Origin of the sequence: Cohnella sp. 56, assembly GCF_037963805.1 — a bacterium.
Taxonomy (GTDB): domain Bacteria; phylum Bacillota; class Bacilli; order Paenibacillales; family Paenibacillaceae; genus Cohnella.
This window is the reverse complement of the sequence record NZ_JAZDQE010000026.1, coordinates 15,048-27,162: the sequence shown is the minus strand read 5'-3', so window position 1 is coordinate 27,162 and position 12,115 is coordinate 15,048. Positions and strand designations below refer to the sequence as shown.

11 protein-coding genes are annotated in these 12,115 nt (G+C 61.7%); 3 read left to right on the top strand and 8 right to left on the bottom strand.

Annotation, left to right across the window (positions count from 1 at the left end; all coding sequences use genetic code 11):
• Positions 1-44: 44 nt before the first annotated feature.
• From VQ071_RS27925 to VQ071_RS27895, 7 genes are all read right to left on the bottom strand, one after another.
• Positions 45-467, bottom strand: a complete 423-nt coding sequence (locus VQ071_RS27925) for a hypothetical protein (protein WP_340517996.1) — start codon at positions 465-467, stop codon at positions 45-47.
• A gap of 10 nt (positions 468-477) precedes the next feature.
• A complete protein-coding gene (locus VQ071_RS27920) occupies positions 478-780 on the bottom strand; it encodes a hypothetical protein (protein ID WP_340517994.1) in 303 nt (100 codons plus the stop codon).
• A 17-nt stretch (positions 781-797) separates the two neighbouring features.
• Entirely contained in the window at positions 798-4,280 is a 3,483-nt protein-coding gene (locus VQ071_RS27915; RefSeq protein ID WP_340517991.1) for a PAS domain S-box protein, read from the bottom strand.
• A 189-nt stretch (positions 4,281-4,469) separates the two neighbouring features.
• A complete protein-coding gene (locus VQ071_RS27910; protein ID WP_340517988.1) occupies positions 4,470-5,711 on the bottom strand; it encodes an MFS transporter in 1,242 nt (413 codons plus the stop codon).
• An 18-nt stretch (positions 5,712-5,729) separates the two neighbouring features.
• On the bottom strand, positions 5,730-6,167 hold the full coding sequence (locus tag VQ071_RS27905; RefSeq protein ID WP_340517987.1) for a MarR family winged helix-turn-helix transcriptional regulator: 438 nt from the start codon (positions 6,165-6,167) through the stop codon (positions 5,730-5,732).
• Between the two features lie 141 nt (positions 6,168-6,308).
• A complete protein-coding gene (gene fabI, locus VQ071_RS27900) occupies positions 6,309-7,091 on the bottom strand; it encodes an enoyl-ACP reductase FabI (RefSeq protein ID WP_445293350.1) in 783 nt (260 codons plus the stop codon).
• Between the two features lie 114 nt (positions 7,092-7,205).
• Positions 7,206-8,444 carry an MFS transporter gene (locus VQ071_RS27895; RefSeq protein WP_340517983.1) on the bottom strand — a complete coding sequence of 413 codons (1,239 nt, stop codon included), beginning with the start codon at positions 8,442-8,444 and terminating at the stop codon, positions 7,206-7,208.
• Between the two features lie 118 nt (positions 8,445-8,562).
• Here VQ071_RS27895 and VQ071_RS27890 point away from each other — a divergent pair, with 118 nt between their 5' ends.
• Positions 8,563-9,465, top strand: coding sequence for a metallophosphoesterase (locus VQ071_RS27890; RefSeq protein ID WP_340517982.1), 903 nt, complete (start codon positions 8,563-8,565; stop codon positions 9,463-9,465).
• A 67-nt stretch (positions 9,466-9,532) separates the two neighbouring features.
• Here VQ071_RS27890 and VQ071_RS27885 read toward each other — a convergent pair whose 3' ends face one another.
• Entirely contained in the window at positions 9,533-10,039 is a 507-nt protein-coding gene (locus VQ071_RS27885) for a ferritin (RefSeq protein WP_340518041.1), read from the bottom strand.
• A 239-nt stretch (positions 10,040-10,278) separates the two neighbouring features.
• On the opposite strand from VQ071_RS27885, the gene VQ071_RS27880 reads away from it, so the two are divergent.
• Entirely contained in the window at positions 10,279-11,076 is a 798-nt protein-coding gene (locus tag VQ071_RS27880) for a formate/nitrite transporter family protein (protein ID WP_340517980.1), read from the top strand.
• A gap of 26 nt (positions 11,077-11,102) precedes the next feature.
• Positions 11,103-12,017: an L-lactate dehydrogenase gene (locus VQ071_RS27875; protein ID WP_340517977.1), complete on the top strand. Its 915-nt coding sequence runs from the start codon at positions 11,103-11,105 to the stop codon at positions 12,015-12,017.
• The last annotated feature ends 98 nt before the right edge of the window (positions 12,018-12,115 follow it).

The following is a 12,115-nucleotide window of genomic DNA, read 5'->3' as shown; positions in this document are numbered from 1 at the left end:
GCTATTCCGTAGATGGCACCGGCTTTCGAGCAAATAAGAATGCCTCACATCGTTATTCCGAGCGCGGCACCGGTTTTCGGGCAAATAAGAATGCCGCACATCGTTATTCCGAGCGTGGCACCGGTTTTCGAGCAAATAAGAATGCCGCACATCGTTATTCCGAGCGCGGCACCGGTTTTCGAGCACATAAGAATGCCGCACATCGTTATTCCGAGCGCGGCACCGGTTTTCGGGCAAATAAGAATGCCGCACATCGTTATTCCGAGCGCGGCACCGGTTTTCGAGCAAATAAGAATGCCGCACATCGTTATTCCGAGCGCGGCACCGGTTTTCGAGCAAATAAGAATGCCGCACATCGTTATTCCGTACGTGGCACCGGTTTTTGCACAAATAAGAATATGGCCGCCAGCTCCCTGCGCCAGCTCCAGCTCCAGCCAGGTCCGCGCAACGCCCCCTCCAGCCGCCAACGCCTTGCCCTTAAGCCAGTCCGAACCGCTTCAGCTGCTCCCATTGGCCCTCCAGCCGGAGGATCTCGATCTGCTTCGCGCCGATGAGGTCGAAGTGCGGATACGGACGCCGCTCGTGAATGTACGCCGGGTTCAATCCGAAGCGCATGCACCAGTCGGCCAGCCTGTCGAGGTCGCCGCAGCCGACCTTCGTGACGGTATTCACGCCGGGAAATCGCGGCTCGTACCAGTAGTGCGTCAGATACGCGACCTCCCCGCCGGCCACCTTTCTTTTCCAGGCCTCAAGCTCCGCCCGTGTGACCCCGAACGCCATAATCGCTTGTCCTCCTCTTATCCTCTGCGGCTCCGCCTCGACTGAATCTCCTCCGACCACTTGAGCAGCAGCTCCTCGAGCTGGACGGGACGGATGGGCTTGCTCAAATAATCGCTCATGCCGGCAGCCGCGCAAGCCTCGCGATCTTCCTGGCGGGCGAACGCCGTCAGCGCCACGATCAACGGACGCTTGGGCTCGGGGACGAGCTCCCGTATTCTGAGCGTCGCCTGCAGGCCGTCCATCGTGGGCATCTGAATGTCCATGAGCACGATATCGAAGCGCTGCTCGAGCACGGCGTCCACCGCGGTCTGCCCGTCGGCGGCTATGAACGGTTCGTAGCCGAGCTTGTTCAGCATGACGCGGATAATCTGCTGGTTCACCGCGTGATCCTCCGCGACCAGAACCCGCATCGGTCCGAAGCGGGGAGCGCTGCGGCCGGCAACATGGCCTGCGGGGACGGCCGGCGCCGATTCTGCGTACGTCTCGGCTGCGGCCGCCAGTTCGCTCAGCACGTTCGAGGACAGCGTGAACCGGAACGTCGAGCCCTGCCCTTCGATCGTATCGAATCCGATCGAGCCTCCCATCAGCTCCACCAGCTTTTTGCAGATGGACAGGCCAAGCCCCGTGCCCCCGTATTTGCGGTTCGTGCCCAGATGCAGCTGGGAAAACGACTGGAACAGCTGGCTCTGCTTGTCCTTCGGGATGCCGATCCCCGTATCCTGCACGGCGAATTCGACGAGCACCGAATCCCGGTTCCTCGTCGGCATCGCCCGTACGAACAGGAAGACGAAGCCCGTATCGGTGAACTTGACCGCGTTGCTCATCAGATTGACCAGTACCTGCCGCAGCCGTACCGGATCGCCGATCATAATATCCGGCACATCTCCCTCGAAGCGCAGGCCGAGCTCAATCTGCTTCTCGGCGGCCTGCGGGGCGAACAGGCGGATGACCTCCTCCGCCGTATCCCGGACGGAGATCGGCTCATAGTGCAGAGCAAGCTTGCCCGCTTCGATCTTGCTGAAGTCCAGTATCTCGTTCAGGATGTGCATGAGCGATTCGCTGCTCTGACTGATGACTTGCGCATAGCTGCGCTGCTCCTCGGTCAGTTCGGTGTCGAGCAGCAGCCCCGTCATGCCGATGACCCCGTTCATCGGCGTCCGCAGCTCATGGCTCATGACCGACAGGAACTCGGACTTCGCGCGGTCCGCCCGCTCGGCGTTTTCCTTTGCTTCGATAATATTTTTCTCGCCGGTCATGTCCCTGAAGACGACAACCGCACCCTTGGCTACCCCGTTGTCGTAGGTCGGCGTGATCCGGTAGTCGGCGAGGAAGCTCGTTCCGTCGCTTCTCCAGAAGATCGCGTCCTTGTCCTGGTGAGGGCGCCCTTCGCGCAGCGCGCGGATCAGCGGCGAATCCTCGTCCCAGTAGTTTATCCCGTCCGGCCCGGTCTGCAGTAGATACCGGAGAACGGATATATCGGGCAGCCGGTCCTCCCGAAGCCCGAGCATCTCGGCGCCCGAATGATTGATGAACGTGAAGCCGCCGTCCTGATCGAGCCCGAAGATGCCTTCGGACACCGAATTCAGAATGCGGGCGTGCTCCTCGTTCAGCTTGTTGATGCGCTCGGTGTGCCGCTTGGACGCCGTAATATCGCTCGCGATCCCGTAGAAGCCGACCGTCTCGCCGTCGACGACGATCGGGACGTTCGTGATGCTGATATCGAGCACTTCCCCGCCTTTGCGGATCAGCCGCGCCTCGTACGTCTGAGGCGTACCCCGGATTGCCAGGTTCACCCGCTTCGTCAGTGCCTCAAGGTCGTCGGGATGCGTGAGCGGCGCGAACGTAAGCTCCCGAAGCTCCTCCATCGTATAGCCGGTCAGCTGCGTCATGGCCGGATTGACTTTGGTGAAGCTGCCGTCCAGATTGAAGGAGCAGATCGGCGTGTTGTTGAGATCGAACAGACACTTGTAGCGGCTCTCGCTCTCCTTCAGCTTCGCCTCCGCCCGCTTGCGGTCGGTCACATCGATGGAGATGCCGAATACGCCCACGACCTCGCCGTCCACGATGATCGGAATGTTCGATACGTTCGTCTCGATCTCGCGGCCGTCTTTATGCAGGATCGTGACTTCATAATTTTGCGCCTGGCCCTGCGCGGCCAACCCGAAGTGATGCGACGTTTTTGCAACGTCCTTCGGCGGCACCAGCGGACCGTAATACATGCCGATCAGCTCTTCGAGCGTATAGCCGGTCAGCTTTTCGAGATTGGAGTTCGCCGTCAGATATTCGCCCTTCAGGTTCATCGAATAGACGGCCGATTGATTGTATTCGAACAGCGACTTGTAGCGCTGCTCGCTCTCTTGGAGGCGCTGCTCGAACTGTCTGCGCTCGGTCATGTCCTGCACTGATCCGAGCAGCCGCGAAGGCGTCGCGGACTCGCCGTCGATAACCTCCCAGTTGCTCTGCAAAAAACGGACGGTCCCGTCGGAATCGACCACGCGGTATTGCACCGAATCGCGAAGCGCAACGGCGGACACCTGGTTCAGGTGCTGCCGGATATGGACGCGGTCTTCCTCGGGAATGTGAAGCATGGCGTCTTCGATGCCGGCCGGCTCGAAATCTTCGGGCAGACCGAGCAAGCGCTTGGCGCCCTTGGACAGCGCGAGGGCGTCGCTGGCGAGGTCCAGCTCGTAGGTCCCCATCTTGGCGATCCGCTGCGCCTCGTCAAGCTTGTCCTCATATTCCTTCCGCTCGCTCACGTCTCTGGCGACGGACAGCACCTTGTCGCACTGATCCGTCTCGTCCCAGATGACCTGTGACCATACCTCGAACCACATAAAACGGCCGTCCTTGCGGCGAACTCTCCGCAGGAAAAAACGATCGCTGGAAAACAGCTTGCCCGGCTCGCTCATCTCATGCGCATCGTCGGGATGATAATAGCTCGGGCGCATCGTGCCTGCCATCTCTTCCGGGGTATAGCCCAGCACGTCCAGACATGACGGAGCAATATATTGAAGCTCTCCCTCGATCGTACTGACCGAGACGAGATCATGCGAATTGCGGGTCAGCAGCATATAGAGATGTCTATTGTCCAGGACCGGAATCCGCTCTGTCTTGAGGCTGGTGATGTCCAGCATCTCGGCGCACAAATAAAGCGCTTCGTCCGTCTGCGGATCGCGCACCGTCGACAGACGCATCCGCACCCATACGAAGCGGCCGTCCTTGTGCAGCAGACGCTTCTCGATCTCTTCCATGTAGCCGGGCTGCGCCTTGCATCTGTCGGCGGCCTGCCTGTAAAAGGAAGGACGGTACGGATCGCGGTCGGTAATGACCGGAAACGGCACATGCAGAAGCTCCTCTTCCTTATAGCCCAACATGTCGCACAGTGCGGGATTCAGCTTCAGCAGCGTATCGTCCGCCGCCGAGATGACGGCAAAGCCGTTCAGCGAGAAGTTGCTGGCTTGTTGAAAAATCAATCCCTCATCCAAGGAAGATGATGTCATTCGGGAACCCCCATCGCTCGATCGTTCGTAATGATTATATCATGGCTTGTTCGCCGGGCATGAAGATCATGCGGTACGCACAATCGCTTTTCTTCAATAATAAACCGGTGCAGCCTATTACGAATCATCGGCGAGGGCCTCCGACGGCTTCGTCCGTGAACCCGGTCGCGCCTTGACGGGCAGCGCGGCTCAGGCTGCCGTCTGCGAACTCTGCTTCGCGTCGCGGGCGACGCCGGCAATGCGTAGTACGACATAGAGAACCAGAAAAGCGGCCATGATCAGCGCCGAGTAGTCGTACATGCGGGCATAGCCCGTACGCGCGGCGATCGCGCCGAACAGCACTGCGCCGAGCGCGACGCCAAGGTCGGTCGAGTTGTAGTACATGCTGTTGGCGAAGCCGTGCCGCTCCCGGGGGGTGCTCCGCAGCATCCACGCCTGGAGCGTCGGCTGGATCGCGCCGAAGCCGAGGCCGTACAGCAGCGCGGAGACGACAAGCTGGGGCAGCGCCGTCGCGCCGGCGAGCACGAGCATGCTGGCGAGCACGCAAGCCGCAGCAGGGATCAGCACCGCCGCATGTCCCCGCCGGTCGAAGATTCGGCCCGCAATCGGGCGCACGAGGATGACGGTGATCGCGTTGAACAGGAAAAACAGGCCGACCTGCCCGATCTCTACGCTCTCGCCGAACAGCGCGATAAAGCTGAGCAAGCCGCTGTAGGTGATCGACAGCAGCATGTTCAGCAATGCGGGCAGCAGCAGCGGTTTGACCGTTCCCTGCGAAGCGCCTGCCGCTGCCGTGCCTGCCGCCCGAGCGGCGACTGCGGCAGGACCGGGCCGCGAAGGTGCCGGCTTGCCGCTGCGGGCGGCGCCGGACAGGAGCAGCACGGCCGCGGACAGCAGCGCCGCAGCGGCGCTCGAGGACGTCAGCGCGGCGAAGCCGGCCTCGTGCATCACATTCATGCCGATCATCGGACCGAGCGACATGGCCAGGCTCGTCGACAGGCCGAAGTAGCCGATGCCTTCGCCGATGCGGTCCTGCGGGATGATGCGGGAGACGAGCGTCGGGATGATCGTGCTCGCCATCCCGAAGCCTGCGCCGTACAGCATGCGCAGCGCGACGAGCGATCCGATTGCGTCCGCATTGGCGCACAAAAAGGTCGTGAGCACGGCGGCGGCCAGACCGGCGTACAGCAGCGCGGTCCGTCCCAGCTTCGGCATGAGCGCCGCCGTCGCGAACCGGCTCGCGATCGCCGCCAGCGCGAACGTCGCCGTCACCAGGCTCACCGTCAGATCACCGCCGGCCAGCTCGCCCTTGACGTACATCGGCAACGACGACAACAGCATCTGCAAATTCAGAAACAATAAAAAGAAGCTGAGCGTCAGGCAGATGAATGCCTTCGTCCACAGCGGGGCGGGTCGGTTCTGTTCATTCATGTTGTGTAGGCTCCTTCTTCAATTGAGCTGGTCGAGATGGCGGCTCAAGCGGTGCAGCAGATCGAGCAGCGTCTCGCGCTCCTCCGCCGTCAGGCAGGCGCCGGCTTCCTCCATCGTCTGCCGCTCGACGGGAATCGTTTGTTCGATCAAGCGCCTTCCCTCCGGCGTCGCTTCGATCAGGATCGCTCTGCGGTCCGCCTCGTCGGCGCGCCTGGCGACCCAGCCTTTGCGGACGAGATGGTCCACGATGCGCGTCGTCGTCGGCTTGTCCTTGCCCGCCCGCTCGCCGAGCTCGCGTTGTATGAGCCGCTCCGTCCGGGAGGCGTAGTAGAGCACCGACCACTGCTCCGGCGTTATATCGTATGCCTTCAGCCGATGCAGCAGCATATTGGACATCCGGCGGTATACGAGTCCGGTCGCGAATCCGAGCGAGCCTTCCAGTCCTGCACGCTTCATCCGTTTATCACCCTCAATTGGTTGTCATGACAACTATATACCTGAATGGCCTGTGCGGTCAAGGAAATTTGGGCTGCGCATATATAAAACGAGACTGTCCCCAGGCCGTCAAGCGACCAGTGAGACAGTCTCATGCGGGCGTCAGCCCGCGATAATATGGAAGCCCGCATCCACATGCAGCACTTCGCCCGTGATGCCGCGGGACAGGCCGCTGACGAGGAACATCGTGGCGTCACCGACCTCGGATTGATCGACGTTGCGCCGCAGGGGCGCTTTTTCGACCACCGTGTTCATAATGTCGTTGAATCCCGATACGCCCTTCGCTGCGAGCGTACGGATCGGTCCCGCGGACACCGCGTTCACTCGGATGCCGTACTTGCCCAGATCCTCCGCCAGATAGCGAACGCTCGCTTCGAGAGCCGCCTTGGCGACGCCCATCACATTGTAGTTGCGCATGACGCGCTCGGCGCCCAGATACGTCTGGGTGACGATGCTGCCGCCTTCGGTCATGAGCGGCTTCGCGGCCTTGGCGACGGCGACCAGGGAGAACGCGCTCGACTCCTGCGCCAGCAGATAGCCCTCACGCGACGTATCGACGTATTCGCCGCCCAGTTCGTCCTTGTCCGCGAACGCGAGCGAGTGCACGACGCCGTGGACGACGCCGGCCTCCGCGCCGATCTTGGCGAACGCCGCCTCAATCGACGCATCGTCCGATACGTCGCACTGCACCGTCAGCAGCGGCTCGATGCCGCTCTCTGCGAGCAGCTTGGCGAGCTTATCGTAGGAGCGTTCCTTGCGATACGTAAAGATAAGGCGGGCGCCTTGCGCATGCAGCGACTTGGCGATCCCCCATCCGATGCTTCGTTCGTTGGCGATTCCCATGACGATGACATTCTGACCGTTAAGCAATCCTGACACTTCCATCTACCTCCGCTTGCGCTGTGAACTTGAGATGATTCATTATAGCCCAAAGCGGAGGCGAAGGACAGGCCGGCCCCCTGTCGGCGCCCCGACACATGGAGCCCGAGCTCAGCAAGTTCAGCTCTCGGCGGCGTCCGGATCGAAGCCCCGCGTCTCCTTGCCCAGTGCGAGCAGGACGACGACGCCTACCGCAATCGCGCCGCAGAAGATGAGGAACACACCCGTAATCCCGGTCCCCCGCTCCAGCAAATATCCGACGAGATACGGTCCGATCACGCCCCCGATGCGGCCGAACGAGGCGGCCATGCCCGCACCGGTCGAGCGGATTCGCGTCGGGTACAGCTCCGGCGTATAGGCGTACATCGCGCCCCATGCGCCCAGATTAAAGAAAGACAGGCATGCGCCCGCGGTCATCAGCATACTGTCGGAGACGGCCGCGCCGAACCACCAGGCGCTGAGTGCCGTGCCGACCAGATAGATCGTCAGCACGAGCTTGCGGCCGAGCTTCTCGATGAGCCAGGCGGCGCTGAAGTAGCCGGGCAGCTGCGCCAGCGTCATGAACAGCACGTACTCGAAGCTCTTGACGAGGCTGAATCCCTTGAGCACCATAACCTGCGGCAGCCACAGGAACATCCCGTAGTAGGAAAAGACGACCGTGAACCACAGCACCCACAGCGCCGCCGTTGCGCCGCGATGGCGCGGCGCCCACAGCTGTGCGAACCGCTCGGACAGCTTCGCCTGCGTCCGCCTGGCCTGCTGCGCCTTGAAGCGGGGCGGATCCTGCACCGCGCGGCGCAAATAGAGCGCGTACAGGCAGGGCAGCGCGCCGATGACGAAGGCGATGCGCCATCCGTAATCCGGGATTACGAAGTAGCCGATGAGCGCCGCGGCAATCCAGCCGACCGCCCAGAAGCTCTCGAGCAGCACGACGGCGCGTCCGCGATCCTCCGCGCGCGCCGACTCGGACACGAGCGTCGACGCGACGGGCAGCTCGCCGCCGAGGCCGAAGCCGGCGACGAACCGCAGCAGGCATAGCACGGCGAAGCTCGCGGCCAGCGCCGACAGGCCGCTGGCGATACCGAAGACGAGCAGCGTAGCGAGCAGGATGATACGCCTGCCGTAGCGGTCCGCCAGCGAGCCGGCGACCGCCGCCCCTGCGGCCATGCCGACGGAGCCGATCGCCGTGAGGAAGCCGAGCTGCTGCTTGCCGAGCTCCCAGTCGGCGGCGAGAGCGGCCGCTACGAACGAGATGAGTCCGACGTCCATCGCGTCGAACAGCCAGCTGAGCCCGGCGCTGAACATAAGTTTGCGTTGACCCGCGTTTTTGGCGCGGAGGTCCGAGATGGCTTTGGCCATCGGGCTCCCTCCCTTGGCTTTGACAAGTGTTTCCCTAGTCTTACCCAAATTCGGTCCTTGCTTTGTTTGACGCCGTTTTTTTTGATACATTATGGAAATGGGAGAAGGAGGAAGCGCTATGCCGGATATCGTGTGGCAATCGTTTATTGTGCTGGCGGCAGCGCTCATCGCTCTCGTGCTGCTCGGCGCCGCTTACGCCATTTTCATCGAGCCCGCCCGTCTGATCGTGACCCGCCGCGAGATCGTCTCCGCGTGGCTGCCGCCGGGCTTCGACGGCATCAGGATCGTTCAGTTCAGCGACACGCACATCGGTCCGAACTACTCGCTGCAGCAGCTGAGCGGACTGATCGCGGCGATCAATGCGGAGCGGCCGGACATCGTCGTATTCACGGGCGACCTGTTCGACGCGAGGAAGCGCAACGCCGAGCGGGAGAAGGACCTGTCGCCCCTGCTCTCCCGCATCGAGGCGCCGCTCGGCAGATTTGCCGTCTACGGCAATCACGACTTCGGCTACGAGCGCAACAGGCGCTCGCATAATCCTTCGCTGGTCCGCGCCGGCTTCGAGGTGCTGCTCAACGACACCAGGCGAATCCGCCGGCCCGACGGAGCGCATCTGTCCGTATCCGGGCTGGACGACTACGTGCTGGGCCGACCCGACCCGCTGCGCGCGCTGTCGAAGCTGCGGCCGGACGGCTTCAATCTGCTGCTCGTCCACGAGCCGGATGTCGCGGATTCGCTCGCGCGATTTCCGATCGATCTGCAGCTGTCGGGCCACAGCCACGGCGGCCAGGTCAAGCTGCCGCTCCTCGGCGCGCTCGTCCGCACGAAGCTCGGCAGCCGGTACTTGTCCGGCCAGCATGTCGTCTCCGACCGGCGCAGGCCGCCGCGGCCATATCTGTTGTACGTGAACCGAGGCATCGGCACGACGCGCTGGCGCGTGAGATTCGGCAGCGTGCCCGAGCTGTCCGTATTCACGCTGCGGCACGGGAATCCGGACCGGCAGGCGGCAGACATGCCATAAAACAAGCCAGGCGGCGCATAGTGTGCGCACTGCCTGGCTTGATATCGGATGAAGGAACCTCTGCGTCTTATTCGGCTGCCGGCGGGGTGAAGCTGCGCTTCGCGAACTCGGCATCCATCATGAAAAACGCATTGCTGTCGTTGTCGATGCGCTTGAGCTTGGAGATGATGCTGTCGAAAAGCGCCTCCTCCTCGACCTGCTCGTCGATGAACCACTTGAGGAACTGGATCGTCGCATGCTCGCGGTCGTTGAGCGCCAGGTCGGACAGGTTGTAGATGCGGCGCGTGACCTCCTGCTCGTGCTCGTACGCGTGCTCGAACACTTCGAGGATCGAGCCGTATTCGTTTTGCGGATCGGGGATGCCCTTCAGCTTGACCTTCTTGCCGCGGTCGTTCAGATATTTGTAGATCTTGGACGCGTGGTAGCGCTCCTCCTCGGCCTGAACGACAAAAAAGTTGGCGAAGCCGTCGAGGCTCTCCGCCGAGCAATAACCGGCCATCGCGAGATACACATGCGCGGAATGCAGTTCAAAGTTAAGCTGCTCGTTAAGTGCGTCATGCAGCGTATCGTTCATCATGTCAAGCCCACCTCCGGAATGTTGTGCATCGCTTTACATTTTACCACAATCTGTCTGGCTCATGCTCGCACAATTCGACAATCGGCCGCACGGCGGCAGGCGATGCAGCCCGCCCGTCCTGTCGGGATGGTCGGGACTCGGCAATCCGGGTAAAAAAACATGGACCGGGCGGCTTGATCATGTCATAATCGAGGAAAATATTGGACTTTGGATGAGTGCGAAGCGAGGTGAATCTCATGGAAACGGAATCTCTGCGAATGGTGGAAAAGCTGGCCGAGAAAAAGATGAAAATATTCAGGCAGAGCAAGCTCCGCTATCTGGCGCGGTCCGCGCTCGCCAGCATGTTCATCGGCTTCGGCGTCATCGTCGCCTTCAAGACGGGCAACTATTTTTACCTGGAGCACTCTCCGCTCACGTACCCGATGGCGGCCATCACGTTCGGCGCGGCGATCATCCTGATCGTGTACGGGGGCGGCGACCTGTTCACAGGCAATACGTTCTACTATTCGTACACGGCGCTCCGGCGCAAGATCCGCTGGTCCGACACGATCAAGCTGTGGTGCTGGAGCTACTTAGGCAACATTATCGGCGCCTGCATCTTCGCGTTCATGATCTTTGCGACCGCCCTGTTCAAGGACGCGAGCGTCAACGGCTTCCTGCTCAGCGTCGTCGACAAGAAGATGAACACGCCGGTCGGCGAGCTGTTTTTTCGCGGCATTCTGTGCAACTGGCTCGTCTGCCTCGCCTTCTTCGTGCCGATGTCGATGAAGGAGAACGGTGCCAAGATGTTTGCGATGATGCTGTTCGTCTTCTGCTTCTTCATCTCGGGCTACGAGCACAGCATCGCCAACATGTGCACGTTCGCGATCGCGCTCGTGCTGCATCACCCCGGCACCATCTCGATCGGCGGCGTGCTGCACAATCTGATCCCGGTCACGCTGGGCAATCTGATCGGCGGCGGCGTGCTCATGGCGTATATGTATTATTATGTAAATAAGCCTTTTATGGATGACGAGACGAAGGACGAGCATTAATTCAATTGGACGAGGAGAGGATCTGTATGAAAAAAACGAGAATCGTCATTGTCGGTGCGGGAGCGGTAGGTTCGACCACGGCATATACGCTCATGCTGCGCAATCGGGTCGACGAGCTGGTGCTGATCGACGCCAACCATAAAAAGGCGGTCGGCGACGCGCTCGACATGAACCACGGCATGCCGTTCCTCGGCGGCGGCGATCTGTGGGCGGGCGGCTACGAGGACTGCAAGGACGCGGACATCATCGTCATCACGGCAGGCGCGGCCCAGCGCGAGGGCGAATCGCGCGTCGATCTGCTGAAGCGCAACGCCGTCATCATCGACAGCATCGTCGAGGAAGTGCTGAAGTACAATACGACGGGCATCCTGCTGATCGCATCCAACCCGGTCGACATCATGAGCTATATTACGTGGAAAAAATCGGGATGGCCGATCGAACGCATCATCGGCTCGGGCACGCTGCTCGACAGCGCGCGCTTTCGCTACCTGATCGGCGAGAAGCTGAAGATCGATCCGCGCAGCGTGCACGGGCACATCGTAGGCGAGCACGGCGACTCCGAGCTGCCCCTCTGGAGCCTCGCCAACGTCGCGGGCGCCGAGCTGTCCCTGAGCGACGCGGACAAGGAAGAGGTATTCACGAATACGCGCGACGCCGCCTATCAGATCATCAGCGCCAAGGGTGCGACCTACTACGCGATCGCGCTGGCGCTCGACCGGATCTGCACGGCGATCCTGCGCGACGAAGGCGCCGTCCTGAACGTATCGACGCTGCTGCACGACTACCACGGCGTCTCCGACGTATTCCTCGGCGTGCCGTGCATCGTCGACCGCCAGGGTGTGCGGGAGATCATCGACATCAAGATCTCGGACTTCGAACGCCAGCTGCTGCACCGGTCGGCGGACAAGCTCAAGAACCTGATCGCCAGCATCGGCGTATAACGCCCGAACGAGACAGAGCAGCCCCCCGGCCGTCAACCGACTGCCGGGGGGCTGCTCTGCGCTTGTGCCGGGGCGACGCGGCCGGCCTATCCATGGGG